The organism is Agreia pratensis (assembly GCF_900177685.1).
Classification (GTDB): Bacteria; Actinomycetota; Actinomycetes; order Actinomycetales; family Microbacteriaceae; genus Agreia; species Agreia pratensis.
Map to the genome: position 1 here is coordinate 752,197 of NZ_FXAY01000002.1, position 26,670 is coordinate 778,866.

Consider the following 26,670-nt stretch of genomic DNA (forward strand, 5'->3'; position numbering starts at 1 on the left):
CCGCCGAGAGGCGTTCCGCGGCCTGGCACTACTTCTGATCGTCGGCCTCGAGGCCGAGTCACCGGGCGGGCGCATCCTCATGGCATTCCGAGTCGCCGCCGTCATCTGGACAGCAATCGCGCTCGCGGTGATCGCGATCGTTCATTTCTCGCTCGCTCCGCAATTCGATCTGGTGCAGACACGGCTCGAAGGTGGCTTCGTCGCGACCGTGGGCCAGCTCTTTCGCGTCGCGGCGGTATCGAGTGCCGTCCTCGCCGTGCTCATCCTCGTGCGGCCCCGCCGGTGGTCCGCGCTCGTCGTCGCAGCAGCATCGGCAGCAGGACTCGCCCTCACGGTGGCGAGCACCGTCATGCCCATCGAGCTCCCGTTCGGACTCCCGACGATTCCGGTCGGCCCCTGGCTGCAGCTGCGCATCCTTGCGGCGGGCGCAGAGATCTTCGCCGTCGTCGGCTCGCTCATGATTGCGGGCAGACGACGCCGCTGATCGCGCCGGGTGCGTAGGGCAGCTTCGTCGGTTTGGCAAGGGTCAAAATGGCCCCCGCGTTCGGGTGACATGCTGTGCAGACGCCCGACGAATCACGTCACGCGGCGCAATCAACCCACTGAACGGAGGCGGCTATGACGAGCCTTCTTTCGCATGCGGGCCGAGACGGCTCGGTCCCCGAGCATTCCGTCGTGAGTGGCATCCGTCCCGCTCTCGAACCGCAGCTGGTGCGGGTGGCGTCGGTGCCGGCATCCCATGTCTACGTGCGTCACATCTCGCCGATCGATGGCGATGTTGCTCAGCCCGGCGGCCCGATGGCCGCCTCCATCGACGGCGGCGTACGGGTCGTGCGGCTGGCCGACCCCGATCCCGACGACCCGAGCCGCTCCGCCGAGCAACGCTGGTGGCCGCCGACCATGCTCGACGCGGAATGGGTGCGCGCGCACGCGGACGACTTCGACATCTTCCACCTGCAGTTCGGATTCGACGCGCGAACCCCCGAGCAGCTGCGCGAGCTCGTCACCGAGTTGCGTCGACAGGGCAAGCCCCTCGTCTACACGGTGCACGACCTGCGCAACCCGCATCACCACAGTCCGGCCGAACACGATGCTCAGCTCGACGTCCTCGTTCCCGCAGCCGACGCGGTGATCACGCTGACAGGCGGGGCCGCCTATGAGATCAAGCGTCGCTGGGCCCGTCGCGCCATCGTGCTGCCGCATCCGCACGTGGTCGACGTCGAAACGATGCGTCGGGTGCAGCACACGCGGCACGACGCGAGACCCGACAGTGGCGACGCCGAATACCGCATCGGTCTGCACCTGAAGAGCCTTCGCGCGAACATGAACCCCATACCGGTCGTCGAGGCGCTGCTCGACGCGGTCGACGGGCTGCCCGGTGCGGTTCTTCAGATCGACGGCCATCGCGATCTCCTCGAGCCGACCGGTCCTCGCTACGACGAAAGCCTCGCCGACCTTCTCCGAGAGGAGGCGTCCGCCGGTCGCATCGATCTGCGCATCCACGACTACTTCGATGACGCGCACCTCTGGGAGTACCTCGCCTCACTCGACCTCTCGGTGTTGCCCTACCGCTTCGGCACCCACTCGGGCTGGCTCGAGGCCTGCCGTGATCTCGGAACACCGGTGCTCGCGCCTACCTGCGGCTACTACCGCGACCAGGCTCCGGTGATGCTCTACCTGCACGACGACGACGGCCTCGACGCAGACTCGTTGGGATGCGCGGTCGCTCGCGCCTATTACGATCGACCGTCCTTCTCTATCACGGTCGACGAGCGTCGCCGCCAGCGTGAGTCGGTATCAGACGCGCACGCCGCGCTCTATCGCGATCTACTTCGATGACGGCGGCCCTCCGCATCTGTCTGATCGCCTCGAGCCGCTTTCCTATCGCGGAACCGTTCGCGGGCGGCCTCGAAGCGCACACGCACAGTCTGGCGAGCGAGCTGATGAGACGGGGACACGAGGTCACCCTCTTCGCAGCGCCCGGTTCGGACCCTGGCCTCGGCGTTACCGAGATCGACGTCGAGCCTTTCAGCAGCAGTCCCGCGGCTCGCGCTGACGTGGGAGCGCGTCCTGAGCAGTGGATGCGGGAACACCATGCGTATCTGAAACTGATGCTCGACCTGAGCCGGAACCCGGGCCGCTACGACATCGTGCACAACAACAGCCTCCATCACCTGCCCGTCGCCATGGCGGAGGCGACCGGGCTTCCGTTCGTGACCACGCTGCACACCCCTCCGGTGCCGTGGCTCGAATCGGCAGCGATGCTCGCGTCGCCCAGCCTCACCTATGCGTCGGTGAGTCGGCACACCGCGAGAGCGTGGAGTCACGTCGTCGACAGTACGGTCATCTGCAACGGGGTCGATACAAGCAGATGGATGCCCGGGCTGGGCGGCGGGTCCGCGATCTGGTTCGGGCGCGTGGTACCAGAGAAGGCTCCGCACCTGGCGATCCGTGCGGCGCACGAGGCGGGGGTGTGCATCGATCTGGCAGGCCCGATCCTCGATCAGAGCTATTTCGATGCGGAGATCGCCCCCTTGCTCGACGACCGGACACGCTACATCGGGCATCTGCGGCACGAGCAACTGATGCGAGCGGTCGGTCGCGCGAGCGTTTCGGTGGTCACGCCGGATTGGGACGAGCCGTACGGCCTCGTCGCGGCCGAGTCGCTGGCCAGCGGCACGCCGGTCGCCGCCTTCGCGCGAGGTGGCGTGCCCGAGATCGTCGATGAGCGCTCAGGTCGCCTTGCCGCCCCCGGCGACGTGGCCGGGCTCGGCAAGGCGATGATCGAGGCCGCTCAGCTGTCCCGTGAAGAGGCCCGACACCGGGCCGTGACCTCATGCTCGCTCGAACGGATGGTCGACGACTACGAGCTTCTCTACGACGTGATGATCGAGTCTGAGATCGCCGCATGATCGGCTACTACATCCACCACCAGGGCCGTGGCCACCTGAACAGAGCTCTCGCGATCGCTGCTGAACTCGATCAGCCCGTAGTCGGACTCTCGTCGCAGCCCCGCCCGCTCGGGTGGATCGGCGAGTGGATCGAACTGCCTCGCGATGACGAGGCGGCCGAGCCGCGCGATGTCGACGCCGAGGGCCGGCTGCACTGGGTGCCCCTGCACGATTCCGGGCTCCGAGCCAGGATGGCGCGGATTTCGCAATGGATCTCGGAGTTGAGCCCGCGGCTGATCGTCGTGGATGTCTCGGTCGAGGTCGCTCTCCTCGCCCGGCTTCTCGGCGTGCCGGTCGTCTCGGTTGCGCTGCCCGGAATCCGGGCTGATGAGGCGCATCGGCTCGGCTTCGACATCTCGACCGCGATCATCGCGGCGTGGCCGCAGGAGGCGGACGGCATGATCTCGGGTCTCAGTGCGCCCGCTCGACGTCACCTGAGTTGTGTGGGTGCGATCTCGCGTTTCGGTTCGAGGGGTGGAGAGGACCGCCTCGAGTCTGGCGCTGGAGCGCCGCGTCGCGTTCTTCTTCTCGGCGGAGCCGGCGGCACCTCTCTCGACGCCTCGATGATCGCGGCGGCGCGTGCCTCCACCCCCGACTGGCTGTGGACCGTGCTGGGGAGCCATGGCGGTCGGTGGGTGGAGGATCCCTGGCCCGAGATCTGTGCGGCCGATGTCGTGGTCACGCACGCGGGCCAGAACGCGCTCGCGGATGTCGCCGCCGCCCGCCGGCCGGCCATCGTGATTCCAGAGTCGCGACCGCACGACGAGCAGGTCACGACCGCCTCGGTGCTGGCCGGTAGCAGCAGGTGGCCCGCGATCGTGCGGTGGGGCTTTCCCGAGACAGGATGGTCGGCGCTGCTCGAGGAAGCAGCAGCGCTAGACGGTGATCTCTGGCGCACATGGAACGACGGTCATGGAGCCCAGGCGGCTGCGGCGGTCATTCAGCGCGAGTTGTCGGATGTCGCGACCTGCGAGGTCGCATGACCCGCGTGGCCGTCGTCACCGTCGTGCACGGTCGGCATGCTCACCTTGCGCTGCAAATGCAGGCTGTTGCTCGCAGCATTCGGCGGCCCGACGACTACATAGTGGTAGCGGTCGACGACGAGTTCGTGCCTGAGCCCGTCGACAGCCGCGGTCGCGTCGTCCAGCTTCCTGCACATCCGCTCGGTCTGCCTATCGCGGCCGCGAGGAACGCCGGAGCAGAGGCCGCGTTGACTGGCGGCGCCGACGTGCTCGTCTTCCTCGACGTCGACTGCGTTCCGGGGCCCGAGCTGGTGGGGGCTTACGAGACCGCCGCGGTATCGCCCGACTTGCGTGACGACATCCTGTGCGGGCCCGTGGCCTATCTGCCGCCCGCGCCGCCGGAAGGCTACGACCTCGAGAGCATTGCGACGCTCGCCGCGCCGCATTCGGCTCGCCCGGCACCGCAGCCCGGCGAGGTGATCCGCGGGGGAGACCACGACCTTTTCTGGTCGCTGTCGTTCGCGGTCACTGCGGCTACGTGGAGAAGGCTCGGTGGCTTCGACGAGGCCTATGTCGGGTACGGCGGCGAGGATACGGACTTCGCAGCCTCGGCGGCCGAGAAAGGCATCGAGCTCGCCTGGATCGGTGCCGCACGCGCCTACCACCAGCATCACGCGGTCGAGTCGCCTCCCGTCTCTCATCTCGACGACATCGTGCGCAACGCGGTGTTGTTTCACGAGCGGTGGGGCAGATGGCCGATGATCGGGTGGCTCACCGCGTTCGAAGAGGCAGGGCTCATCACGCACAGTCCGATTCGCGGCGTCTACGAAAAGCTCTGACGCACGACCAATCCGACATCGTACCCGCGCCGAATCATTGGTGTGAACGGACCACGAACAACATGCCTCAGGTGGGAAACCTGTCATGCTTAAGCTCGTGACCTCTGATATCGACCATGACGGTACTCCTGTGGAGGCACTCGACTCGGTCGAGAGCCTGCTTCTGCGGGTCGCCGACGGCGATCAGAGATCATTCGCCGAACTGTATGACCGGGTAGCACCGAGGGTTCTCGGCCTCATCAAGAGACTGCTGATCGACCACGCGCAGTCTGAAGAAGTCGCCCAAGAAGTGTTTCTCGAGATCTGGCGCACGGCTACACGGTTCGACCCGCAACGCGGCGCCGCCCTCTCCTGGGTTCTCACCATGGCTCACCGCAGGGCTGTCGACCGCATCCGGGCGTCGCAGTCCTCCCACGACCGCGATATCAAGATCGGTATCCGCGACGTAGACCGTGAATACGATCAGGTGGCCGAATCGGTCGAGATCAGAATCGAACATGAAAGGGTGAAGAGAGCAATGACTCAGCTGACTGAATTGCAGCGCGAAGCCATCTCTCTGGCGTACTACGGGGGATACAGCCATAGCGAGGTCGCGAAGATCTTGGCGATACCGATCGGTACCGTCAAGACGCGACTCCGAGACGGCATGATCCGCCTCAGAGATGAAATGGGAGTCGCCTGATGGCCACGAACGATGACTCTCGCATGAACACCGGAGCTTTCGCTCTCGGAGCGCTGAGCCCTGACGAACTCGAGCGGTTCATCGCCGCCGCCGAGTCCGATCCTGAACTCGCTGCGGAGGCAGACGGCCTCAGTGCCACTGCGGTGCTCCTCGGTCTGGCGTCCACTCCGGTCGATCCCTCGGCGAAGCTCAAAGTCGACTTGATGGCCGCGATCGCATCCACTCCACAGTTGCCTCGCGAGACCGTCACCCCGGTCGTCGACGTGCGCGACGCCGAGCCGTCGGCATCCGCCCGTGTCGAGGATGCCCCGCCGCGGCCGGTCGAGGCCGGTGCGGCCGAACAGAAGGCCCGCACCCGCTGGTTCGCCAGGCCCGCCACACTTCTCGTTTCGGCTGCCGCGGCGATCGGCCTGTTCGTCGGCGGAGGCTTCGTCGGTTCGGCGCTGACGGGAGATACTCCCGTCGTCGTGGATCAGCAGGCAGCCGGCCTCGCTCAGATCTATGCCGCCTCCGACGTGCAGTCGGTTCGTAGCGAGGTCGAGGGCGGCGGCGTCGCCACCCTGGTCTGGTCTGGTGAACTCGGTCGCTCGGCCGTGGTCGTCGACGGTCTCGCCCCCTTGCCTGCCGGCAGTGTCTATGAGGCGTGGTACATCAACGACGCCGGAGCGGCTCCCGCAGGAACCTTCGATGCCACCGGCGCCCACAAGACGTCATGGCACCTGCTCGACGGAACGATGTCGGCCGGAGATACCGTCGGTGTCACCGTCGAGCCGGCCGGTGGATCCAAGACACCGACCACAACGCCCATCGTGGCGATCGCCAGCGCCTAGTCGCCGTTCCCTGAGCCCGTCGAAGGGCTCGGCAATAACGAAGGCCCCCTCGGTACCGAGGGGGCCTTCGTTATGCGCTGCTGCCGGATCTCGCTATCCGAAGCGACCCGAGACGTAGTCCTCGGTGTCCTTGACAGTGGGGTTGGAGAAGATGGTGGTGGTGTCGTCGTACTCGATGAGCTTGCCGGGCTTGCCGGTGCCGGCGATGTTGAAGAACGCCGTGCGGTCTGACACGCGGCTGGCCTGCTGCATGTTGTGCGTCACGATGACGATCGTGTACTCCTCTTTCAGTTCCTTGATGAGGTCCTCGATCGCCAGGGTCGAAATGGGGTCGAGGGCCGAGCACGGCTCGTCCATCAGAAGAACATCGGGGGAGACGGTGATCGCGCGTGCGATGCAGAGTCGCTGCTGCTGGCCACCCGAGAGACCGCCGCCGGGAAGGTTGAGTCGGTCCTTCACCTCGTTCCACAGGTTGGCGCCGCGCAGGCCCTTCTCGACCATGTCGTCGCCCTCGGACTTCGAGATGCGCTTGTTGTTGAGCTTGAGTCCCGCGAGCACGTTGTCGCGGATCGACATGGTGGGGAAGGGGTTCGCTCGCTGGAAGACCATGCCGACCTGTCGACGGACCATGACGGGGTCGACGCCGGGAGCGTAGAGGTCGTTGCCGTCGATGATGACCTCGCCTTTCACGTGCGCGCCCGGGATGACCTCGTGCATGCGGTTCAGGGTGCGCAGGAACGTCGACTTGCCGCATCCGCTGGGGCCGATGAAAGCGGTGACGGTGCGTGGTTCGATGGTGATCGATACGCCCTCGACGGCGAGAAAGTCACTGTAGTAGACGTTGAGGTCTTTGACCTCGATGCGCTTGGACAATTCGATTCCTTCGGATTCTGTGGTGCGAAAGGGGGAAACTCGGGGCGGAAGGCTAGCGGGAGCCCTTGGGGGCGAACACCTTCGCAATGACGCGTGCGATCAGGTTGAGGATGACGACCAGGATCACCAGCAGCAGTGCGGCGCCCCACGCGGAGTTGTTCGACGCGGTGATGTCGGTACCGGGAAAGGCGAAGCCCGTGTATGCCATGACAGGCAGCGTCTGCATCGGCCCTTCGAAAGGGTTCGAGTTGAAGTTGTCGGTGAAGCTCGCCGCCATGAAGATGGGGGCGGTTTCTCCGATGACGCGGGCGATGGCCAGCATGATGCCCGTCACGATGCCCGCGATGGCCGTGGGGAGCACGATGCGCACGATGGTCGCGAACTTCGATACGCCCAGCGCATACGACGCCTCGCGAAGGTCGTGCGGCACGAGGCGCAGCATCTCCTCGCAGGCCCGGACGACCGTGGGGATCATCAGCACGGAGAGGGCCACCGAGGCGGAGAAACCGCTGAACGCCTTCGGGCCGAGGATGATCGTGAAGAGAGAGAACGCGAACAGACCGGCGACGATCGAGGGGATGCCGGTCATGACGTCGACGAGGAAGGTCACCGTGCGCGAGAGCCACTGGCCGGGGCGGCCGTATTCGACCAGATAGATCGACGTGAACAGCCCGATGGGCACGGAGATCAGCGTGGCGATGCCGGTGATGATCAGCGTTCCGACGATGGCCTGAAGGGCTCCCGGCGTGTTCGTGACCTCGAGCGTGTCGGGGTTGAATGCCGAGCCGCCGGTCTGAGTGATGAATTGGAACGACAGCGCGCCGATGCCCTTGGAGACCACGGTGAACAGAGTCGATACGAGCGGAATGATGGCCAGCAGGAAGGCGACGGTGACGAGGCCTCGAACGAGCCTATCGACGGCCTTGCGTCGGTTCTCGACGAGGCTCGAGAGAATCCCGAGGAGCACGAGGTAGACGACCGCGCTCAGAACGAGCCAGCCGATCACGTCGAAACCGATCAGCATCAGCAGCACGCCGGAGACTACGGCGGATGCGCCGAAGATGTAGAGCTCGGCGAAGCGGGGCAGCTGCCCGGTTGTCAGCGAATTGGGAACGGGCCCCTTTTCGACGGTGCGAGGACTCAGCGCGGTCATGCGGATGCTCCTTCAGGGCCGGCGGCAGTGTTCTTGTCGGCGACGAGGTCGCGCGTGAGGGTCGAGGTGGCGTCACCCGTCGGCACGACGAGTGGCTTCGGCCGGGCCTTCTTCTTGCCGCCCGTTTTCGACGAGCCGCGAGAGACGATGGATCGGGCGATCATGTTGACCGCGAGCGACACGACGAACAACAGGAGACCGGTGCCGATCAAGGCCTGGCGCTGCAGTGTCGAGGCGATGGGGAAGTTCAGTGCGATGTTGGCCGCGATGGTCTGCGAGTTCTGGCCTTCTGTGACCACGAGGAACGAGACGATGACGGCGGGGGAGATGATCATGGCGATGGCCATCGTCTCTCCGAGCGCCCGGCCGAGGCCCAGCAGCGTCGCGCTGACGATTCCCGACTTGGCATAGGGGAAGACGGCGAGCCGCACCATCTCCCAGCGCGTGGCGCCGAGAGCCAGGGCTGCCTCTTCGTGCAGGCGAGGCGTCTGCAGGAAGATCTCTCGAGAGATCGAGGTGATGATGGGAAGGATCATGACGGCGAGCACCACTGCTCCCGCGAGGATGGTCGAGCCGGTCGTCGTGACCTGGCCGCCGAAGATCGGGATCCACCCCAGGTAGGTGTTGAGCCAGTCCGAGAGCGGCAGCAGGAATGGGCGGATGACGATGATGCCCCAGAGGCCGAAGACGACGGAGGGAACCGCTGCGAGCAGGTCGACGACGTAGCCGAGAAGGCCCGCGAGGCGGCGAGGTGCGTAGTGCGAGATGAAGAGGGCGATACCGATGCCGATCGGTGCGCCGAGAACGAGGGCGATGGCGGCGGACCAGAGGGTTCCGAAGAGCAACGGTCCGACGTAGGCCCAGAAGCTGTCGAACGCCGAGGTGAAGCCGTCGTTGAGTTCGGGGTTGCTCTGCCAGTTGGCCACGATGGCCGGCATGCCCTGCACGATGAGGAACAGGGCCACACCGGCGAGGATGACCATGATGAAGATGGCGCTGCCGGTGCTCAGCCCGCGGAAGATCGCATCCGCGGGCCGAACCCGACTGGCGCGCTTGGGGGAGGCTGCCGGTGCAGGCGTGCCGCCCCCAAGCGGGGTGGTGCTGTCAGACTTCGTGTTCTGCCGAGGCTGCGTCGAGGAAACAGATTCAACTGAGGTTCGGTCGCTCATGGCGGTCTTTCTCGAGAAGGTCGGAAGAACGGTGTGGTCTGGCGGGTGTTACTTGACGAGTGCCAGGCTGGCGGTGATCTCGGTGAGGAGCTTCTCCGGGATCTGGGCCGCGCCGGCGTTCTTTGCCGCGACCTTCTGGCCGACGTCGCTTCCGATCCAGCCGAGGTAGGCGGTCGTCAGCTCCTTCTGCTTGGCGTCTTTGTACGTGGTGCAGAGGATCCCGTAGGAGACCAGCGGAATCGGGTAGGCCTCGGTGCCGGAGATGGCGGTGAAGTCGACCGTCTGAGCGAGGTCGCCCTTGATGCCGGTGTCGGTGGTCGACGCGGCAGCCTCGAACGCGGAGGTGACAGCTTCGGGGCTGAACGCAACGAAGTCCTTGCCCTTCACGCTGACGGAAGCAGCCTTGAGCTCACCGATCGCGCTGTGGTCGGCGTAACCGATGGTGCCGTCGCCGGCCCCAACCGCCTGCACGATGCCGGAGGTGCCCTTCTGGGCGCTGGTTCCTGCGATCGGCCATGCGCTGTCGGCCGGGTAGGTCCAGACATCCTTGGCCGTCTGGCTCAGGAAGTTGGTGAACGTCTTGGTGGTTCCCGATCCGTCGGAACGCGTGACGGTGGTGATCGGCGTCGCGGGCAGCTTGGCGTCGGGGTTCTCCGCCGCGATGGCCGGGTCGTTCCAGGTGGTGATCGCCAGCGAGAAGATCTTCGCGAGGGTCTCGGCCGAGAGGTTCAGCTTGTCGACTCCGGCGAGGTTGTAGACGATGGCGACGCCGTCGAGGTAGATCGGCAGGTTGATCGCGCCGTTGGGGCCACAGAGGGTCGCAGCGGTCTGCTGGTCCTTCGTCAGGGGCGAGTCGCTGCCGGCGAAGTCGTAGCTACCAGCGGTCCAGTTGGTGACACCGCCACCGGAGCCCTGCGACTTGTCGTAGTTGATGGTGACGCCCTTGGCCTGGGCGGTGAATGCGGTGGTCCAGGCAGCCTGGGCGCTGGAACCGCCGGCGGTGATGGTGCCGGAGAGCGAGCTGTAGTCGACGGCAGCGGCCGACGGCGTTGCTGAGGCCGTGGCCTCGGGGGTGCTGCTGGCGCAGCCAGAAAGTGCGATAGCCGACGCGACCAGGATGGCCCCCGCCGTGGCAACATTCTTGAACTTCACTGTGTGTGGTCCCTTCAAAGTGGGTAGTGCCGGGTGACGTCTGAGACCACTTGCCGATCAGAAGATCGTTGAATGAAGCTGGATTTCAGAAATGCACACTGGCGGGCCGGTGCTGGCCCTCAGAAAACGTAGCCGTGCATCGTGGCCAGATTGGCGCATTTCGGTAAACGGGAGGTGAACAGCGAGGAGTCCTCACTGAGGAGTCCTCAGTGAGGGACGTGCGTCTCCACCGAGATGATCCCGGAACCCGGACGTTCCTTCGACAGATGGATCACCGTGTAGCCGGCGACGGGCAGATCGCCCGCCCGCGCAATGGAGGCGGGTTTCGTCGTGCCGGTGGCGAGCGCGACCTCGCGCATGATCTCGGGCAGCACGGGACCGTGGCTGCACAGAATGGCCGTGGCCCGGCGACGCACGCGCTTGCCGACGATGCTCCGGATGTCGCTGGTGCCGTTCTCGAAAGCGTCCTGGCTGATCGAGTCGGTCTTCTTCACGGGCAGGCCGAGAGCCTCGGCGGTCGGGGCGATCGTCTGCTGGCACCTCAGCGCGGTCGACGAGCGCAGAACTGTGGGGCCGAACGCGCTGATCCCGGGAACGATGAACCGCGCCTCATGCAGCCCCCGCTGGGTGAGCGGCCGTGCCGAATCCCTTCCGTCGAAGTCGAAGGCGGGGATGGCCTTGGCATGACGCAGGGCGATGATGGCGAACGTGCTGAGGATACCGTCGTCGACGAACGCCTGGAAGCGTTTGAGGATCTCGGCGTCGCGCTTGTAGCTGATGGAGGAGAGCGCTCGACTCACCGGCATCCATTCGAGCGCGGCGACCTCGCTGTTCGGCACGAACGTCGACGCGAGGACGGCTTCTTCGGTGACCTCGGCGGCCCAGTAGTGAACGACCTTCTCGCGATGGTTCGGCATGACGTAGTTGGTGACGCCGAGAGGCAGGCCCAGATGCACCTTCAGCCCGGTCTCTTCGGCTATCTCGCGAACAGCGGTCTGCGGCAGAACTTCTCCGGGATCGACCTTTCCCTTGGGGAGCGAGACGTCTTTATGGCGCGTGCGATGAATGAGGAGCACCAGGATCTTGCCGTCGACGACGCGCCAGCAGACCGCTCCTGCGGCGAAGACGGTCACAGCGACCGTTCCCCCGCCCGGCTCACCGGCTGATTCCCGTTCGCTTGCGACGCTTGGTGATCTGCTTCATGACCACGTCTTGAAGATCGACGAGAGGGTTGCCGTCGGCGTCGATGCTGCGCCGAACCCATTCTCCCTCTGGGCCGAGCGTCCACGACATGGTGTTCTCGTCCATGGCGAGGTCGAACAGCTCGCTGATCTCTCGCAGATGATCGGTGCTCGTGAGCCGCACCAGAGCCTCGACGCGGCGGTCGAGGTTGCGGTGCATCATGTCGGCGCTGCCGATCCAGGTCTCGGGCTCTCCCGCGTTCACGAACGAGAAGATGCGCGAGTGCTCGAGGTAGCGGCCCACGATCGAGCGCACCGTGATGTTCTCGCTGAGCCCGGGAACGCCCGGCTTGATCGCACAGATTCCTCGCACCCAGATCTCGACGGGAACGCCGGCCTGGCTTGCCCTGTACAGAGCGTCGATGATGGCCTCGTCGACGATCGAGTTGACCTTGATCCGGATGCCGGCAGGCAGTCCCTGCTCGACGTTGCTCGCCTCCTGCGCGATGCGCTTGAGCAGTCCCTTGCGCAGGTGCAGCGGTGCGACAAGCAGGCGCTTGAACTTCTTCTCGATCGCGTACCCCGAGAGCTCGTTGAAGAGCCGGGTCAGATCTTTGCCTACCTGGTCGTCGGCCGTCAGCAGGCCGAAGTCCTCGTAGATGCGGCTGGTCTTGGGGTTGTAGTTACCGGTTCCGATGTGGCTGTAGTGGCGCAGCACGCCCTTCTCGCGGCGGATCACCAGCGCCAGCTTGCAGTGGGTCTTCAGACCGACCAGGCCGTACACGACATGCACGCCGGCCTTCTCGAGCTTGCGAGCCCACGAGATGTTCGCCTGCTCGTCGAATCTCGCCTTGATCTCGACGAGGGCCAGAACCTGCTTGCCTGCCTCGGCTGCGTCGATGAGAGCCTCGACGATGGGGCTGTCGCCCGAGGTGCGGTAGAGCGTCTGCTTGATGGCAAGAACGTGCGGGTCGGCCGCGGCCTGTTCGAGGAACGCCTGCACACTCGTTGCGAACGACTCGTAGGGGTGGTGCAGCAGCACGTCCTGGCGCGCGATCGCCTTGAAGATGTCGGGCTTCGCATTGGGCTCCGACGGCTGGAGGGCGACCGAGGTGGTGGGAACCCGCTTGGGGTAGTGCAGCTCGGGGCGATCGATCTTGGCGAGGTCGAACAGACCGGACAGATCGAGCGGCGCGGGAAGTCGATAGACCTCCTGCTCGGTGACGTCGAGTTCACGAACGATCAACTCGAGCGTTCGGTCGTCCATGTCCTCCGTGACTTCGAGACGGATCGGCGGGCCGAAGCGTCGACGCAGGAGTTCTTTCTCGAGCGCCTGGATGAGGTTCTCGGTCTCGTCTTCGTCGACCTCGACATCTTCGTTTCGGGTCACCCGAAAGACGTGGTGATCGAGCACCTCCATGCCCGGGAAGAGGTGGCTCAGGTGGTTCGCGATGAGGTCTTCGAGCGCGATGAGACGCACATTCGTCTCGTCTTCGGTCTCGTCGACGCGAATGAAGCGCGGAATCACCTGGGGCACCTTGAGACGGGCGAACTCCTCTTTGTCGATCTTGGTGTTGCGCACACGGATCGAGAGGTTGAGCGACAGGCCGGAGATGTAGGGGAAGGGGTGCGCCGGGTCGACGGCGAGCGGCATGAGCACAGGAAAGATCTGCGTCGAGAAGTACTCGCTGAGCCGGGCACGGTCGTCTTCGTCGAGGCTGTCCCACGTGACGATGTGCACGCCGGCCTCGTCGAGCGCCGGCTTCACCAGGTCTTGGTATGCACGGGCGTGCCGCAACTGCAGCTCGTGCGCGGCCCGCGAGATGTCGCCGAGAACATCGACCGGCTTGCGGCCGATGTTGGTGGGAACGGCGAGGCCGGTGGCGATACGACGCTTCAGCCCGGCGACCCGAACCATGAAGAACTCGTCGAGGTTCGACGAGAAGATCGCCAAGAAGTTGGTGCGCTCGAGCACCGGAAGCGTGGTGTCTTCTGCGAGTTCGAGTACGCGGGTATTGAACGCCAGCCAGCTCAGTTCGCGGTCGAGATAGCGGCCTTCGGGAAGAGACGGGTCGTCGAGGATCTCGATGATCTCGTCGTCGTCATCGAAGTCGGAGCCGAAGTTCGAGTCAAGGAGGATGTTGTCGCCGCTCATGCAATCATCATGTCACTCGGCGACTGGGCGCCGGTACTGAACATCGACCGTATGGTCGGTGAATCCGAGCGAGCGGTACAGGTGAACCGCACCGACGTTGTCGGCATCGACGTAGAGTGCCGCCGTCGAGATGCCCCGCTCGCGCAGACGGTCGAAAGCGCGCTGCATGAGCATGCGCCCGAGGCCGCGCCCTGCATAGTCGCTGTCGACTCCGACAACGTAGATCTCGCCCGGTTCCTCGGCGCCTTCGATCTTGAGCCAGTTGTAGGCCACGACCCTGTCTGCCTGGCGAGCGATGAGAAAGTCGCCGGCGTCGAACCACGGCTCCGCCATGCGCGCGTGCAGATCGTCGACGGTGATGGAACCCTGCTCAGGATGATCGGCGAAGACACGGGCATTGAGTTCGACCCATGCGTCATCGTCGATACCGGGGCGGAAGGCCTCGACAACGATCCCCTCGTTCCCCGACCCGGCCCCCTCGTTCCCTGAGTCTGTCGAAGAGAACGCGGGCACGGGCATCCGAAGCTGATACAGCGTGCGAATCGGCTCGAACCCGGTGCGTTCGGCCAGGATGCGACTGGCCGGGTGATCGCCGTGCGCCCAGCCGGCGATGCCGGGCTCGGCGCCGTCAAGAATGCGGTCGAGCAGAATCGTGCCGAGACCGTTGCGGCGGAACTCGGGGTCGACGACGAATTCGAATTCGCCCTCGCCCACGAGGACCGCTCCCGCGATCACATCGCCGTGCTCGGCGACGATCAGGCGTCGAGCGCCGGATGCCGCGTCGACGAGAGCCTGGTCGTTGAAAGGCGGTTGGCCGTCGACCATTAACGACCGCGAGATCAGCCGAGTGAAGGCCGCCCCGAGTTCGGCGGGGCTACTTGCCCTGAGTTGCAGCGATGCGCTCATTGTCGTCTTCGAAGAAGTTGAATCGGTAGCCCACGTTGCGCACGGTGCCGATGAGTGACTCGAGGTCGCCGAGCTTTGCGCGGAGGCGCCTCACATGCACGTCGACCGTGCGCGTGCCGCCGAAATAGTCGTATCCCCATACCTCGGAGAGGAGCTGCTCACGAGTGAACACCCGAGAGGGGTGCATCGCGAAGAACCTCAGAAGTTCGAACTCCTTGAAGGTGAGGTCGAGGGGCCGTCCGTGCACTCTGGCGGAATAGCTCGCCTCGTCGATGACGACGCCCGAGGCCTGAATCTTCGACGTCGACTGGTCTTGCACCTGGCGGCCGATCGCCAGCCGGATGCGTGTGTCGACTTCTGCGGGGCCGGCCGTCTCGAGCACGACGTCGGCCGCGCCCCAGTCGGCACTGACCGCGGTGAGTCCGCCCTCGGTGATGATCAAGAGGATCGGGACCCCGATACCGGTCGTCGTGAGGATCTTGCAGAGAGACCGGGCCGATGCGAGATCGGTGCGTGCGTCGACGAAGATGAGGTCGCAGTTGGGGGTGTTCACCAACTGAGCGGGTTCTGCAGGGATCTGCCGCGCGCGGTGACTCAGGAGAGACAGTGCGGGCAGAACCTCGCGGTCGACCGCAGAGGTCAGTATCAACAGCTGCGCCACGTATGGTCCTCCAAGAAAGCCTGCCGCCATACTATCGGGCAGAATGGGAGGGTGAGCCTCCTGATGAAGAGCGTAGTGCCGGTCTGGCTGGTGGCCGTGCTCGGCGCCGTCTCAGTCGCCGTGCTCGCCGAACCCGAGAACTATCTCGTCTTTCTTCCCGTGGTACTGGGGGTGACCACCCTGCTGACCTTCGGCATCCAGTTGGGCATCAGGCGCAAAGAGGGGTATGTGAATCGCGTGACGGCGAGTGTCACCGGCGCTGTCGTCATTCTGATCCTGGCCACAGTCGTGCTCGCGCCCATCTCTTTCTCCGCGTGATCTGAGAGCGCCCCTCGATAGGGGAGTCGGGTTAGGATCGAAGCATGGAATCCTATGTGGCGCTCGAACTCTTCTTCGTGGGACTGCTCGGCCTCGCGAGCCTGGCCATCGCCTGGATCTCGGGCATGGTCATCTTCAAGCTCTTCCGCGGCCAGCGCTGACCGTGATCGAGCTGCCCATCGGGCTCAACGCCGAACTCGTTCCGCTCTCGTGGCTCATCGGCGTCTGGGAAGGCACGGGAGTTATCGACTACACGGTCGGTGACGAGAAGATCACCCGGGAATTCGGCCAGCGCGTGAGCTTCAGCCAAGACGGTCTTCCCCATCTCAACTACAACTCGTATGCCTGGCTGATCGGCGAGGGTGATGACGAGCCCACGCCGCTCGCCACCGAGACCGGCTATTGGCGCCTCAGCAGGCCGCTGGTCGACGCCGATCCCGGTCCCGGAATGCTGCCCGGCGCCGAGCAGAAGCCGTTCACGACCGCCGACGAGGTCGAGACTCTGCGCAACGCCACGAACGGATTCGACGTCGAGGTCGCGCTCGTTCACCCCGGGGGAGTGATGGAGCTCTATATCGGCCAGGTCGCCGGCGCACGCATCGATCTCTCGACCGACGCGGTGGTGCGCTCTCACGGCGCCAAGGAGTACGCGGCCGCCACTCGCATCTACGGGCTCGTCGACTCTCACCTGCTCTGGGCGTGGGACATCGCAGCTCTCGGACAAGACCTCCGCACTCACGCATCCGCTCGTCTCGCCAAAACAGATTGACCTCGATGACTTCCGCAGGCTCCCCGTTCCTCGCGCTTCCCGGCGCAGTCGATTCGGCGGCAGCCGACCAGGGTGTTCCCGCCCACTACGGCAATCCCGTCGCCGAGCAGCGTGCGTTGCTCGCCGGGGCGATCGTCGACCTCTCGCATCGCGGGGTCATCTCTGTCAGCGGCGCCGACCGTCTCTCGTGGCTGAATTCGCTCACGAGTCAGAGCCTCACGAGCCTCGCTCCAGGCGAGTCGACGGAGTCGCTGCTGCTCGGAGTCTCCGGCCGAGTCGAGTTCGACATGCGCGTCGTCGACGACGGCGACACTGCGTGGCTGCTCGTCGACGCCGACGAACTGCCCGCGTTGCTCGCCTGGCTACTCAAAATGCGCTTCACGCTGCGGGTCGTCATCTCCGACCGAACGGCCGAGTTCGCGACCGTGGGTTCGATCGGCGTCTCGAACGCCGTCTTGGATGCCGCGGCCGCGGCCCCCAACGGCGTCGCGCTGATCTGGCGCGATCCGTGGGCCTCTGTCTCAGAGGGCGGGCACCAGTACGCCCAGGTGGTCGACCATCCCGGAGCGGAGTGGCTCTGGCGCGAGACCCTCGTGAGCCGTGAGTCGCTGGCCGCACTGGCCGATCGGGTGCGCGACGACGAGGTGGGCGTTGCAGGTGTTCTGGCCGCCGAAGCTCTGCGGATCGCCGCGTGGCGGCCGCGTCGCGCCACCGAGGGCGACGAGAAGACGATCCCTCACGAGCTCGACTGGATGCGCTCCGCCGTGCACCTCTCGAAGGGGTGCTATCGAGGTCAAGAGACGGTGGCGAAGGTGCACAATCTCGGTCACCCTCCGCGTCGACTGGTCTTCCTTCATCTCGACGGAACAGACAACGTCCTCCCCAAGCCCGGTGACGACGTGGTGCTCCCTGCTCAAGCCGGTGCCGCCGTCGGCGAGCCCGATGTGGTCGGCCAAGTGACCTCGAGCGCCATCCACTACGAGCTCGGACCGATAGCGCTCGCCGTGGTGCGTCGCTCGACACCGGTCGATCCCGACCTCGGCGTGCTCAGCGACGGCATCGTCGTCGCAGCAGGCCAGGAGGTCATCGTGCCGCCGGAGGCCGGAAGCGTCGTCGGTCGCATCAGGCGCATGCCTCGACTCGGCGTGATGCGGCGCTAAGGCGCCGTGCCAGACCTTCCGAAGCCGGGCGCGGCAGCACGCGGATTACGGCGAGCCGTCGCATCGACCGGTCTGCCCGGCACCGGGTACGCGCCGGGAGCATCGATCGACAGGCTCACGACGAGCATGCCCGCGATCGTGCAGATCGTCATCGCGGTCGTCATCTCGTTCTCGATCTCTCGTTACCTGCTCGGTCACCCCGCCCCCGTGACCGCGGTCACGGTCACGATCTCCAGCCTCGGTTTCATGCGGGATGCCCGTCCGCTTCGGGTGGTCGAGACGGCTCTGGGCGTCACCCTGGGCATCGCTCTGAGCGAGGCGATCGTGCTCGGTTTCGGTCAGGGCGTGTGGCAGCTCGCTCTCGCTCTCGGGGTGACGCTCACCGTGGCCCGGCTGCTGTCTCCGGCCGCATCGTTCGCGATCGTCGCCGGTGTGCAATCGGTGCTCGTGGCCGTTCTGCCCGTGCAGGCCGGCGGCCCGTTCACTCGCACGATCGACGGCGTGATCGGCGGAACGATCGCGCTTCTCTGCACCGCGCTGATTCCTCGCGACCCTCGGCGTGGGGCGCTGCGCGACGCGAAGCGGTTCCTCTCCGCCTACATCGATGTGGTGGCCTCTCTCGTTGCCGTGCTGCGCGTCGGCAGCGAAACCGAGACAGACCGGGTGCTCGAACAGGCCCGCCGCACTCAACCCCTGGTCGACTCGTGGCGTACCTCGCTCGACTCGGCGATGGCTGTCGCGCGCATCTCGCCGTTTCTGCGCAAACACCTCACCGAGCTGCAGCGGCAGCACGTGATGCAGCAGAACATGGATCTCGCCATGCGCAACTTGCGGGTGGTCACGCGTCGGCTCGCCGTGCTCGACAGGGACGGTCGGCCCCGGCCCGAGATCGCTGAGCTTCTGTCGGGCGTCGTGAGCAGCGTCAACCTGCTCTCGCAGAGTCTCGCCGAACCCGAGCTCGTGCCGTTGGTTCGACAGAATCTCATCCTCATCGCCGTGCGGCTGCATCCGGCGAAGCTGCTTCCCGGGCAGCCTCTGGCCGAGACATCGGTGGTGTTCGCCATGAGACCGCTCGTGATGGATCTTCTGATGGCCTCCGGGCTCAGCGCCGACGAGGCGCGGGCGGCCATGCCCGACATGTCGATCTGACGTCCGACGTCAGACGGGTTGGACCTCTGCCCACGGAACCGTCAGCTCGCCGAGCCGCCTGCGCGAGCGCGCGCCGAGAACCGACCAGCCACCGGCATCCAGGGCCTCGACCGAGGCGAGCCATCGCTGGGTCGCGCCGTACACGCCGACCCCGGCGTTGTGCTGCCACGCCCTGTCGAGATCGCTGAGCAGCGTGTGGATCGGCTCGCCGGGCACGTTGTGATGGATGAGCGACTTCGGCAGCCTCTCGGCGACGATCGACGGCTTCTCGAGCTCGGCGAGACGCAGCGAGATCGTGAACGTCTGCGGTCCGGCCGCTGTGACCGTCACCCAGCTCGCGACGCGACCGATCTCGTTGCATGTGCCCTCGACGAGAACCCCGTCAGGCTGCAGCCTTGCGACCATGCGCGTCCACGCGTCTCCGACCTCGGATTCGTCGTATTGGCGCAGAACGTTGAAGGCGCGGATGACGGATGCTCGTCGGCCGCGGTCAAGCGGCGTCTCGAACCCTCCGAGCGCAAACGAGACGCGAGTGTCTGACGCGAATGTGGTGGAGCCCGATCGCACCGCCGCGAGCTGCTCGGTCGCCCGATGCACCCTGTCGGGCGAGATCTCGAACCCGATGACCTCGACGTCGGCGCGAACCCGGGCGAGGCGCTGATGCAGTTCGAACGCGGTCACGCCGCTGGCCCCGTAGCCCAGGTCGACGACAAGAGGGTCGATCGTGCGACGAAGCACGGGCAATGTCGTGATGAAACGGTCGACTCGGCGCAGACGGTTGGTATTCGTCGTCCCCCGAGTGATTTCACCGATCGGCATGCATCCAGTTCACCACGAAAGCGCACGGCTGCCGCCCCTAGACTTGTGAGCATGTCTACGCCTTATACCTTGATATTGCTGCGCCACGGCAACAGCGACTGGAACCAGAAGAACCTCTTCACAGGCTGGGTCGATGTTCACCTCAGCGAGCAGGGAGTCGCCGAAGCGAAGCGTGCCGGCGAGCTGCTCGCGTCTTCGGGCGTCCTGCCCGACATTCTGTACACGTCTGTGCTGTCCCGCGCCATCGAGACCGCCAACCTCGCGCTCGCGGAGGCCGACCGGCAGTGGATCGACGTCAAGCGCAGCTGGCGCCTCAACGAGCGCCACTACGGTGCACTGCAGGGCAAAGACAAGGCGCAGACGCTCGAGGAGTACGGTCCCGAGAAGTTCCAGACATGGCGCCGCTCGTTCGACGTGCCGCCGCCCCCCATCGACGATGACGCCGAGTACTCGCAGGTGGGTGACCCCCGCTACGCACACATCGATGGCGAGGTGCCCCGCACCGAGTGCCTGAAAGACGTCATCGAGCGCATGCTGCCCTACTGGCACTCCGACATCACCGAAGACCTCGCTGCGGGCAAGGTCGTGCTGGTCACCGCGCACGGCAACTCGCTGCGTGCGTTGATCAAGCACCTCGACGGCATCTCAGACGACGACATCGCCGAGCTGAACGTTCCCACCGGAATCCCGCTGGTCTACAAGCTCGACGAGAACTTCGTTCCCATCGAGCCGGCCGCGTATCTCGACCCCGAGGCCGCTGCCGCCGGCGCCGCCGCTGTCGCCAATCAGGGCAAGAAGTAACCTCGCCCAGAGCTGTTCAGATGACCGGTCCGCGTTCTGCGGGCCGGTCATTCTGCTGTGTGTGCGCGGGGGGAGACTGTTGCGGCTGGCCGATGTACGGCCCGGCGGCTGAGGGTGCAGGCGCAGAGGCTGCACGATCGCGGCCGAACAGCCGTGACGCGATGACTCCGGCCCATCCGATGGCAGCGGTCACGCTCGCGCTGAGCAGCAGCATCACGAGCGAGCTCGTCGCCGAGTCGGCGCCGAAGGTGAGAAGTGCCCAATGGACGAGCGCGAGGATGATCACCAGAACGAGCGCGGCGAAGGTCAGAGCAGGGCGATATCGCACGACAAGCCACGCGGCGCCGAGGGCCAGAGGCAGCATCACATAGGGGTCGGCGACGGTGAATGCGACGAACGCCGTCGCGCCACCGAAGCCCATAGAGAATCGCACCGCCTGGAATAGGGCGACGACGATCACGGCCGCGGTCACGATTCCGGCCGCGAGTCCCCGTCTAGCGAGTGAAGCGGTGGCGAAGAACAGACCGAGCAGCACAACTGCCAGGGCGAAGAGAAGGTCCAGAGTGAGGAGCAGCCCGAAGGAGAATCCGAGGTCGCGCATGTACTCGGCGCCCGAGAGCACTTGCGTGACCTGGCCACTCAGGCTGGAGAGCAGCAGGTAGCCACCGAGAGACGTGGTCACAAGCGACAACAGCCAGCGGTTGGAGTGCGCGGTGCCGGCGGCCTGGGGTTGCCCGAGCTTCGGTCGGGGAACGGGAGCGGCGTACTGCTGCGGGGGAACCGTGTTCTCGGAGTAGCTCATATCTCTCAGCATGGGGGACTCCGGTTCTCGGAAGCAACCCGCGAGTGCCGACGGCCTGGGCCCAGACGACGAAAGGACCGGCCGCTACGAGTCGGTCGGTCCTTTCGAGGAGTGTTCGGGTGCTACTCGGCTGCGCCGGCCCAGTCACCCGTGGCGAGGTACTGCACCTTCTTGGCGATGGCCACGGCGTGGTCACCGAATCGCTCGTGGTACCGGCTGGCCAGAGTCACGTCGACCGTGTCGACGGCGCCGCCCTTCCAGGTCTCTCCGAGCACGGCGTCGAACACGCTCACGTGCAGCTCGTCGAGCGAGTCGTCGTCTTCGCGGATGACCTCGACGAGCGCGAGGTCTTCGTTCGTCAGAAGCACGGTGAGGTTCTTCGCCATGTTGACGTCGAGACGGCCCATCTCGGTGAATGTGCCGCGCAGGCTCTTCTTGACGACCTTGTCGGGGTAGCGGTAGCGCGCGAGCTGGGCGATGTGCTCGGCGAGGTCACCCATGCGTTCGAGCGAGGCGGAGATGCGCAGGGCGCTCACGACGATGCGCAGGTCGCGGGCGACCGGCTGCTGCAGGGCAAGGATGTTGATGGCCAGCTCGTCGAGGCTCACGGCCAGGGCATCGATCTTGTGGTCTTCGGCGATGACGGACTCGGCGAGCGAGACGTTCGACTCGTTGAACGCTGTCGTGGCGTTGGTGATCGCGACGGTGACGAGAGACGAGATCTCGACCAGGCGGTCCTGTACCTCCCGCAGCTCCTGCTGGAATACTTCGCGCATGCGTAAGGTCCTTTCACGGATTCGTCTCGACGCTCGGTTGAACGACTTTTGTGCAGCATCGAGGGGAGAGGCGTCGACTGACGCCCGGATCATTCTGGCGAGAACAGGTTAACGGATGGTGCCGAAGACCTGAACAATCGGGAAAATGGGCCCCGATACTCGTCGCTCGTGAATTGTCCCATGACTCGAGTCGTTAGTGTGGGGTTCATGGATTCAGGCTGGCTGGTGCTGCTTTCCGTGGCATTCGGCCTGGTCGTTGGGGGCGGATTCATGGCGCTCTTCCACGTAGCTGAACGTCGGGGAAACTCGGCCGTCGATGTCGTCAATCCTGCGGTGCCAGACGGCGTCGGTCAAGTCATCGACGCGCTGGAGTCTGCCGGCGTTGTTCTCGACCCGTCGAACAACGTCGTCAAGGCGTCGCCAGGCGCGCTGGCGACCGGGCTCGTCTCGCAGCAGGTGCTGGTGCATTCTGAGCTCATCGAGTTGGTGAACAGAGTGCGCTCCACCGGCGAGCCCATCGTGCAGCCGGTCGAACTGGCGCGAGGTCCGTTCGGCGACGCGAGCATGCATTTTCTCGTGCGCGTGGCCCGGCTCGGGTCGAGGTACATCCTCCTTCTCGCCGAAGACCACTCCGAGACATTCCGTCTCGACGAAGTGCGTCGAGATTTCATCGCGAACATCAGCCACGAGCTGAAGACGCCCATCGGGGCGATCGCTCTGCTCTCCGAGGCGCTCGATCCAGCTGCCGACGATCCTGAGCAGGTGCGCCGTTTCGCGAAGCGGCTGCATACCGAGGCGGCGAGACTGACCAGAATCACCCAGGAGATCATCGAGCTCTCTCGGCTGCAGGCCGCCGACACTCTGTTGTCGGCTGAGCGGCTCGATGTCGACCATCTGATCGCTTCGGCGATGGATCAGAATCATGTGCAGGCAGAATTGCGCGGCACAACGCTGGTCAAAGGCGGCGCCAAACACGTCGAGGTGTTCGGTGATGAATCGCTGCTCATCATGGCCCTGCACAACCTCGTGGGCAACGCCATCCAATACTCGCTCGACAACTCGCGCGTCGGGATCGGGGTGCGCGTCGAAGACGGTGTCGTCGAGATCGCGGTCACCGATCAGGGCCTCGGCATCGCGAGCGAAGATCTCGACCGGGTGTTCGAGCGGTTCTTCCGCGTAGATCAAGCGCGTTCGCGCAATACCGGTGGCACGGGCCTCGGACTGAGTATCGTCAAGCACGTGGTCGAGAATCACGGCGGCGATGTCAGGGTGTGGTCGCAGCTCGGCCGAGGTTCAACATTCACGATCAGGCTTCCCGAGGCGTCGACCGTCGCCAACGCACCACAAGGAGATTCACGATGACCCACATTCTTCTCGTCGAAGACGAAGACGCACTCAGCGAGCCTCTCGCCTACCTCCTGCGCCGTGAAGGCTACACGGTGACTGTGGCGGCCGACGGGCCCTCCGCCATCGCCGAATTCGACCGTGGCGGCGTCGAACTCGTGTTGCTCGACCTCATGATCCCCGGCATTCCGGGAACCGAAGTGTGTCGGGAGATCCGCACGCGCAGCTCTGTACCCATCATCATGCTCACGGCCAAGGACTCCGAGATCGACATCGTGGTCGGGCTCGAACTGGGCGCCGACGACTACGTCACCAAGCCGTACTCGACCCGCGAGCTGCTGGCGCGCATCCGGGCGATCATGCGCCGGCAGACGGAACCGAGCGATCTCGCCGAGCCTGTACTCGAGAGCGGTCCCGTTCAGATGGACATCGAGCGGCACACCGTGCGGGTCAATGGCGTCGACACCGCCATGCCGCTCAAGGAGTTCGAACTCCTCGAGCTGCTGCTGCGTAATGCGGGCCGGGTTCTCACACGCGGTCAGCTGATCGACCGGGTCTGGGGCTCGGACTACTTCGGCGACACCAAGACCCTCGACGTGCACATCAAGCGCATCCGCTCGAAGATCGAGGATGTTCCGTCGGAGCCCACTCTGCTCGTCACGGTGCGAGGGCTCGGCTACCGCTTCGAAGCGTGACCTCGACCGGGTGACCGAGACGGCAGAGCCGCTCGGTCACCGGTCGATTACGGCGCCGGGGTCGCGTCGGGCGCGGGCGCCTCAGGGGTGCCGGTGGGCGTGGGCGTCGCAGACGGAACGGGCGTCGGCGTGACGGTGGGCAGGGGAGTGGGGGCGAGGCCCGTGTACTCCTTGAAGTCGGTTGTCAGCACGGGGAGAAGGAGCTGCTCGCCCTCGGCGTCGCCGTACTGGAAGTAGACGGGGAAGAGTGAACCGGCCGTGGCGGTGATGCCGCGCAGCACGACCTGAGTCTCGCCGTCTGCGCCAAAGCTCGTGTTGCCGTTTCCGGCCACGGGAACGGTGAGTTCCGTCTTCGCGCCGTCTGCCTCGTACTGCAAGGTGAGGGCGCGGCTCTCTTTGGCGCTGTTGCTGAAGGTCACGAGCAGGCTGGCGTCTTCGCCGTCGTCGCTGATGAGCGTCGCATTGCGGATGTCGATGGTCCCGACTTTTCCGTTGACGCCGTTCGCCGTCTCGACCTCTTTGGTGGTCGCCTGCGGGGTGATGAATGCGCAGCCGGCCGTGCCGACCACAAGAAGGGCGGCCATGGCCAGTGCGGCCCCGAGTCGTGCTCTCACAAGTTCCTCCAGAAGTGGTTCGGCGCGGACTCCTCTGGAGGCCGGACGCGGACTCCCCTAGCCTACCGAATCGCGGGCCATGCAATCGGTCGTCCCATACGGCGGGCGAGGCTGCGAGAGCCGCTGACGGCGGGGGTGAAAAGGTGCGCCGTGGTACTCTGGAGGTCGTTGAAGGGATTCCATCGATGATTTTCGAAGTCGGCGAGACTGTCGTCTACCCCCACCATGGTGCGGCTACGATTTCCGAGGTCAAGACCCGCATCATCAAGGGCGAAGAGAAGATCTACCTCAAGCTCCGGGTCGCCCAGGGCGATCTCACCATCGAGGTCCCCGCCGAGAATGTCGAGCTGGTGGGCGTGCGCGACGTCATCGGCAGAGAAGGCGTCGATCGCGTGTTCGATGTGCTGCGTGCTCCTTTCACTGAAGAGCCGACGAACTGGTCGCGCCGCTACAAGGCCAATCTCGAAAAGCTCGCATCGGGCGATGTCATCAAGGTCAGTGAGGTCGTGCGCGACCTGTGGCGCCGCGATCAAGACCGCGGACTGTCGGCCGGAGAGAAGCGCATGCTGGCCAAGGCTCGTCAGATCCTCATCTCCGAACTGGCGCTGGCCGAGAAGACCGACGAAGAGAAGGCATCCCTGGTTCTCGACGAGGTTCTGGCCTCCTAGGTCGTGACTGTTCCTACTCCGGCGCCTCGCGTCGCGATCATCGTCGTGGCCGCCGGCAGCGGCACCCGCCTGGGCGAGCCGCTCCCCAAAGCATTCGTCGAACTCGACGGGCGCAGCATCCTCTCGAGATCTCTCGACCCCGTTTTCGGTCTCGCCGACCCCGTGCAGATCGTGGTGGTCGCTCCGCTGAGTCATCTCGAGCACGCGCGCGACATCGTCACGCAGAGCGCGGGTTCGGCATCGGATGCCTGCAGCGTGGTTGTCGGAGGTGACTCGCGCCAGGCGTCGGTCGCCTCGGGTCTCGCCGCTCTCCTTCCCTCGATCGAGACCGTGCTCGTGCATGACGCGGCTCGGGCTCTTGCCCCAGGGCCGCTCTTCGAGCGGGTCATCGCCGAGGTCGACTCCGCCGGACGCGGAGTGATCCCCGGTCTGGCCGTGAGCGACACGATCAAGCGGGTCGACGCATCCTCGACGGTGCTCGAGACCGTAGACCGATCTCAGCTGTCGGCCGTGCAGACCCCGCAGGCTTTTCCCCGTGCCGAGCTCGTCGCGGCGTATGAGGTGGCTGATCGCGAGTTCACCGACGACGCAGCGTTGATCCAGCACGCCGGCGGAACGGTCGCGATCGTCGACGGAGATCCGCTCGCGTTCAAGATCACGACCCCGTGGGATCTGCGCCGGGCCCAGCAATTGCTGGCCGAGGGGTCGCACTCTAGCCCGCCGTCGGCATCCGCGTTGTCTATTCGAACCGGTGTGGGCGTCGACGCGCACGCCCTCGATCCCGCCCAGCCGCTCTGGCTCGCGGGCCTCTTCTGGCCCGACGAGGCTGGACTCGCCGGTCATAGCGATGGCGATGCCGTCGCTCACGCACTGTGCGATGCGCTCCTCTCTGCCGCGGGCCTCGGAGACATCGGCGGCATCTTCGGTGTCGACGACCCCCGCCTCGAGGGAGCCCACGCCGATGTCTTCGTGCTCGAAACGGTGCGACTTCTTGCGGGTGCCGGATTCGCGCCCTCGAACGTCTCGGTGCAGCTGGTCGGTAATCGCCCCCGGTTCGCGCCGCGCAAGCAGGAGGCCGAGAAACACCTCTCGGCTCTGGTCGGCTGCCCTGTCTCTGTGTCGGCGACGACGACCGATTCGATGGGTTTCACGGGCAGAGGAGAGGGCGTCGCTGCCATCGCCACCGCTCTGATCGTGGCGGCTGCTCGCCCCACTGCTGGCTCGGGCACGTAACACGTGTG

General features: G+C 65.5%; 28 protein-coding genes. 16 read left to right on the plus strand and 12 right to left on the minus strand.

Going from position 1 to position 26,670, the window contains the following annotated elements; genetic code table 11:
- The first annotated feature begins 79 nt into the window (after nt 1–79).
- From B9Y86_RS09000 to B9Y86_RS09030, 7 genes are all read left to right on the plus strand, one after another.
- The gene (locus tag B9Y86_RS09000; protein ID WP_085485027.1) at nt 80–484 is read left to right on the plus strand and encodes a hypothetical protein; all 405 of its coding nucleotides are present in this window, start codon (nt 80–82) and stop codon (nt 482–484) included.
- A 134-nt stretch (nt 485–618) separates the two neighbouring features.
- Nucleotides 619–1,839 (plus strand): glycosyltransferase family protein, encoded by a 1,221-nt coding sequence (locus tag B9Y86_RS09005; RefSeq protein ID WP_085485029.1) that lies wholly within the window; start codon nt 619–621, stop codon nt 1,837–1,839.
- Complete coding sequence (locus tag B9Y86_RS09010; protein WP_085485031.1) at nt 1,836–2,912, plus strand: glycosyltransferase; 1,077 nt, start codon at nt 1,836–1,838, stop codon at nt 2,910–2,912. Before B9Y86_RS09005 ends, B9Y86_RS09010 begins: the two co-directional genes overlap by 4 nt.
- A complete protein-coding gene (locus B9Y86_RS09015; RefSeq protein WP_085485033.1) occupies nt 2,909–3,934 on the plus strand; it encodes a glycosyltransferase in 1,026 nt (341 codons plus the stop codon). Before B9Y86_RS09010 ends, B9Y86_RS09015 begins: the two co-directional genes overlap by 4 nt.
- Nucleotides 3,931–4,752 (plus strand): glycosyltransferase family 2 protein, encoded by an 822-nt coding sequence (locus tag B9Y86_RS09020; protein ID WP_085485035.1) that lies wholly within the window; start codon nt 3,931–3,933, stop codon nt 4,750–4,752. Before B9Y86_RS09015 ends, B9Y86_RS09020 begins: the two co-directional genes overlap by 4 nt.
- A gap of 85 nt (nt 4,753–4,837) precedes the next feature.
- Nucleotides 4,838–5,434 carry a sigma-70 family RNA polymerase sigma factor gene (locus B9Y86_RS09025; protein ID WP_085485037.1) on the plus strand — a complete coding sequence of 199 codons (597 nt, stop codon included), beginning with the start codon at nt 4,838–4,840 and terminating at the stop codon, nt 5,432–5,434.
- Complete coding sequence (locus tag B9Y86_RS09030) at nt 5,434–6,264, plus strand: anti-sigma factor (RefSeq protein ID WP_085485039.1); 831 nt, start codon at nt 5,434–5,436, stop codon at nt 6,262–6,264. The genes B9Y86_RS09025 and B9Y86_RS09030 overlap by 1 nt, the downstream gene beginning before the upstream one ends.
- A 93-nt stretch (nt 6,265–6,357) precedes the next feature.
- On the opposite strand, the gene pstB is transcribed toward B9Y86_RS09030, so the two are convergent.
- From pstB to B9Y86_RS09070, 8 genes are all read right to left on the minus strand, one after another.
- Nucleotides 6,358–7,137 carry a phosphate ABC transporter ATP-binding protein PstB gene (pstB, locus tag B9Y86_RS09035; protein WP_085485041.1) on the minus strand — a complete coding sequence of 260 codons (780 nt, stop codon included), beginning with the start codon at nt 7,135–7,137 and terminating at the stop codon, nt 6,358–6,360.
- A 52-nt stretch (nt 7,138–7,189) separates the two neighbouring features.
- On the minus strand, nt 7,190–8,290 hold the full coding sequence (gene pstA, locus B9Y86_RS09040) for a phosphate ABC transporter permease PstA (RefSeq protein ID WP_085485043.1): 1,101 nt from the start codon (nt 8,288–8,290) through the stop codon (nt 7,190–7,192).
- Nucleotides 8,287–9,459, minus strand: a complete 1,173-nt coding sequence (gene pstC, locus B9Y86_RS09045; RefSeq protein ID WP_085485045.1) for a phosphate ABC transporter permease subunit PstC — start codon at nt 9,457–9,459, stop codon at nt 8,287–8,289. The genes pstA and pstC overlap by 4 nt, the downstream gene beginning before the upstream one ends.
- 48 nt (nt 9,460–9,507) lie before the next feature.
- Complete coding sequence (locus B9Y86_RS09050) at nt 9,508–10,611, minus strand: phosphate ABC transporter substrate-binding protein PstS (RefSeq protein WP_085485047.1); 1,104 nt, start codon at nt 10,609–10,611, stop codon at nt 9,508–9,510.
- 206 nt (nt 10,612–10,817) lie between these two features.
- Nucleotides 10,818–11,744 carry an NUDIX hydrolase gene (locus B9Y86_RS09055; RefSeq protein ID WP_085485049.1) on the minus strand — a complete coding sequence of 309 codons (927 nt, stop codon included), beginning with the start codon at nt 11,742–11,744 and terminating at the stop codon, nt 10,818–10,820.
- A 22-nt stretch (nt 11,745–11,766) separates the two neighbouring features.
- Nucleotides 11,767–13,947 carry an RNA degradosome polyphosphate kinase gene (locus tag B9Y86_RS09060; protein ID WP_085485051.1) on the minus strand — a complete coding sequence of 727 codons (2,181 nt, stop codon included), beginning with the start codon at nt 13,945–13,947 and terminating at the stop codon, nt 11,767–11,769.
- Nucleotides 13,948–13,959: 12 nt separating this feature from the next.
- Nucleotides 13,960–14,853, minus strand: a complete 894-nt coding sequence (gene mshD / locus B9Y86_RS09065; RefSeq protein ID WP_085485053.1) for a mycothiol synthase — start codon at nt 14,851–14,853, stop codon at nt 13,960–13,962.
- Nucleotides 14,822–15,514 (minus strand): response regulator transcription factor, encoded by a 693-nt coding sequence (locus tag B9Y86_RS09070; protein WP_170927283.1) that lies wholly within the window; start codon nt 15,512–15,514, stop codon nt 14,822–14,824. Before B9Y86_RS09070 ends, mshD begins: the two co-directional genes overlap by 32 nt.
- Before the next feature lie 51 nt (nt 15,515–15,565).
- On the opposite strand from B9Y86_RS09070, the gene B9Y86_RS09075 reads away from it, so the two are divergent.
- From B9Y86_RS09075 to B9Y86_RS09090, 4 genes are all read left to right on the plus strand, one after another.
- Nucleotides 15,566–15,832 carry a hypothetical protein gene (locus B9Y86_RS09075; RefSeq protein WP_176223312.1) on the plus strand — a complete coding sequence of 89 codons (267 nt, stop codon included), beginning with the start codon at nt 15,566–15,568 and terminating at the stop codon, nt 15,830–15,832.
- A gap of 163 nt (nt 15,833–15,995) precedes the next feature.
- A complete protein-coding gene (locus B9Y86_RS09080; protein WP_085485059.1) occupies nt 15,996–16,601 on the plus strand; it encodes a heme-binding beta-barrel domain-containing protein in 606 nt (201 codons plus the stop codon).
- Nucleotides 16,602–16,606: 5 nt separating this feature from the next.
- Nucleotides 16,607–17,761 carry a CAF17-like 4Fe-4S cluster assembly/insertion protein YgfZ gene (gene ygfZ, locus B9Y86_RS09085; RefSeq protein WP_085485061.1) on the plus strand — a complete coding sequence of 385 codons (1,155 nt, stop codon included), beginning with the start codon at nt 16,607–16,609 and terminating at the stop codon, nt 17,759–17,761.
- A 6-nt stretch (nt 17,762–17,767) separates the two neighbouring features.
- Entirely contained in the window at nt 17,768–18,910 is a 1,143-nt protein-coding gene (locus tag B9Y86_RS09090; protein WP_244894689.1) for an FUSC family protein, read from the plus strand.
- Nucleotides 18,911–18,919: 9 nt separating this feature from the next.
- Here the strand turns inward: B9Y86_RS09090 and B9Y86_RS09095 are convergent, their stop codons facing one another.
- Nucleotides 18,920–19,729, minus strand: a complete 810-nt coding sequence (locus B9Y86_RS09095) for a class I SAM-dependent methyltransferase (protein WP_085485065.1) — start codon at nt 19,727–19,729, stop codon at nt 18,920–18,922.
- Between the two features lie 51 nt (nt 19,730–19,780).
- On the opposite strand from B9Y86_RS09095, the gene B9Y86_RS09100 reads away from it, so the two are divergent.
- Nucleotides 19,781–20,530: a phosphoglyceromutase gene (locus B9Y86_RS09100; protein WP_085485067.1), complete on the plus strand. Its 750-nt coding sequence runs from the start codon at nt 19,781–19,783 to the stop codon at nt 20,528–20,530.
- A 16-nt stretch (nt 20,531–20,546) separates the two neighbouring features.
- Here the strand turns inward: B9Y86_RS09100 and B9Y86_RS09105 are convergent, their stop codons facing one another.
- Nucleotides 20,547–21,344, minus strand: coding sequence for a hypothetical protein (locus B9Y86_RS09105; RefSeq protein WP_085485069.1), 798 nt, complete (start codon nt 21,342–21,344; stop codon nt 20,547–20,549).
- Between the two features lie 110 nt (nt 21,345–21,454).
- On the minus strand, nt 21,455–22,108 hold the full coding sequence (phoU, locus tag B9Y86_RS09110; protein ID WP_085485071.1) for a phosphate signaling complex protein PhoU: 654 nt from the start codon (nt 22,106–22,108) through the stop codon (nt 21,455–21,457).
- Nucleotides 22,109–22,315: 207 nt separating this feature from the next.
- On the opposite strand from phoU, the gene B9Y86_RS09115 reads away from it, so the two are divergent.
- Together B9Y86_RS09115 and B9Y86_RS09120 are read left to right on the plus strand one after the other, a co-directional pair.
- On the plus strand, nt 22,316–23,470 hold the full coding sequence (locus B9Y86_RS09115) for a sensor histidine kinase (RefSeq protein ID WP_085485073.1): 1,155 nt from the start codon (nt 22,316–22,318) through the stop codon (nt 23,468–23,470).
- Nucleotides 23,467–24,147 (plus strand): response regulator transcription factor, encoded by a 681-nt coding sequence (locus tag B9Y86_RS09120; RefSeq protein WP_085485075.1) that lies wholly within the window; start codon nt 23,467–23,469, stop codon nt 24,145–24,147. The genes B9Y86_RS09115 and B9Y86_RS09120 overlap by 4 nt, the downstream gene beginning before the upstream one ends.
- 47 nt (nt 24,148–24,194) lie before the next feature.
- Here B9Y86_RS09120 and B9Y86_RS17565 read toward each other — a convergent pair whose 3' ends face one another.
- Nucleotides 24,195–24,761: a hypothetical protein gene (locus tag B9Y86_RS17565; RefSeq protein ID WP_176223313.1), complete on the minus strand. Its 567-nt coding sequence runs from the start codon at nt 24,759–24,761 to the stop codon at nt 24,195–24,197.
- A 185-nt stretch (nt 24,762–24,946) separates the two neighbouring features.
- Here B9Y86_RS17565 and B9Y86_RS09130 point away from each other — a divergent pair, with 185 nt between their 5' ends.
- Nucleotides 24,947–25,429, plus strand: a complete 483-nt coding sequence (locus tag B9Y86_RS09130; RefSeq protein ID WP_044440174.1) for a CarD family transcriptional regulator — start codon at nt 24,947–24,949, stop codon at nt 25,427–25,429.
- A gap of 3 nt (nt 25,430–25,432) precedes the next feature.
- A complete protein-coding gene (gene ispD / locus B9Y86_RS09135; protein ID WP_085485079.1) occupies nt 25,433–26,662 on the plus strand; it encodes a 2-C-methyl-D-erythritol 4-phosphate cytidylyltransferase in 1,230 nt (409 codons plus the stop codon).
- Nucleotides 26,663–26,670: the final 8 nt, after the last annotated feature.

What these genes read in the sequence shown, in the direction of transcription:
- B9Y86_RS09000 (WP_085485027.1), top strand. Translation starts at nt 80, where the DNA reads ATGGCATTCCGAGTCGCCGCCGTCATCTGGACAGCAATCGCGCTCGCG.
- B9Y86_RS09005 (WP_085485029.1), top strand. Translation starts at nt 619, where the DNA reads ATGACGAGCCTTCTTTCGCATGCGGGCCGAGACGGCTCGGTCCCCGAG.
- B9Y86_RS09010 (WP_085485031.1), top strand. Translation starts at nt 1,836, where the DNA reads ATGACGGCGGCCCTCCGCATCTGTCTGATCGCCTCGAGCCGCTTTCCT.
- B9Y86_RS09015 (WP_085485033.1), top strand. Translation starts at nt 2,909, where the DNA reads ATGATCGGCTACTACATCCACCACCAGGGCCGTGGCCACCTGAACAGA.
- B9Y86_RS09020 (WP_085485035.1), top strand. Translation starts at nt 3,931, where the DNA reads ATGACCCGCGTGGCCGTCGTCACCGTCGTGCACGGTCGGCATGCTCAC.
- B9Y86_RS09025 (WP_085485037.1), top strand. Translation starts at nt 4,838, where the DNA reads ATGCTTAAGCTCGTGACCTCTGATATCGACCATGACGGTACTCCTGTG.
- B9Y86_RS09030 (WP_085485039.1), top strand. Translation starts at nt 5,434, where the DNA reads ATGGCCACGAACGATGACTCTCGCATGAACACCGGAGCTTTCGCTCTC.
- pstA (WP_085485043.1), bottom strand. Translation starts at nt 8,290, where the DNA reads ATGACCGCGCTGAGTCCTCGCACCGTCGAAAAGGGGCCCGTTCCCAAT.
- pstC (WP_085485045.1), bottom strand. Translation starts at nt 9,459, where the DNA reads ATGAGCGACCGAACCTCAGTTGAATCTGTTTCCTCGACGCAGCCTCGG.
- B9Y86_RS09060 (WP_085485051.1), bottom strand. Translation starts at nt 13,947, where the DNA reads ATGAGCGGCGACAACATCCTCCTTGACTCGAACTTCGGCTCCGACTTC.
- mshD (WP_085485053.1), bottom strand. Translation starts at nt 14,853, where the DNA reads ATGAGCGCATCGCTGCAACTCAGGGCAAGTAGCCCCGCCGAACTCGGG.
- ygfZ (WP_085485061.1), top strand. Translation starts at nt 16,607, where the DNA reads ATGACTTCCGCAGGCTCCCCGTTCCTCGCGCTTCCCGGCGCAGTCGAT.
- B9Y86_RS09095 (WP_085485065.1), bottom strand. Translation starts at nt 19,729, where the DNA reads ATGCCGATCGGTGAAATCACTCGGGGGACGACGAATACCAACCGTCTG.
- B9Y86_RS09100 (WP_085485067.1), top strand. Translation starts at nt 19,781, where the DNA reads ATGTCTACGCCTTATACCTTGATATTGCTGCGCCACGGCAACAGCGAC.
- B9Y86_RS09105 (WP_085485069.1), bottom strand. Translation starts at nt 21,344, where the DNA reads ATGCTGAGAGATATGAGCTACTCCGAGAACACGGTTCCCCCGCAGCAG.
- phoU (WP_085485071.1), bottom strand. Translation starts at nt 22,108, where the DNA reads ATGCGCGAAGTATTCCAGCAGGAGCTGCGGGAGGTACAGGACCGCCTG.
- B9Y86_RS09115 (WP_085485073.1), top strand. Translation starts at nt 22,316, where the DNA reads ATGGATTCAGGCTGGCTGGTGCTGCTTTCCGTGGCATTCGGCCTGGTC.
- B9Y86_RS09120 (WP_085485075.1), top strand. Translation starts at nt 23,467, where the DNA reads ATGACCCACATTCTTCTCGTCGAAGACGAAGACGCACTCAGCGAGCCT.
- B9Y86_RS09130 (WP_044440174.1), top strand. Translation starts at nt 24,947, where the DNA reads ATGATTTTCGAAGTCGGCGAGACTGTCGTCTACCCCCACCATGGTGCG.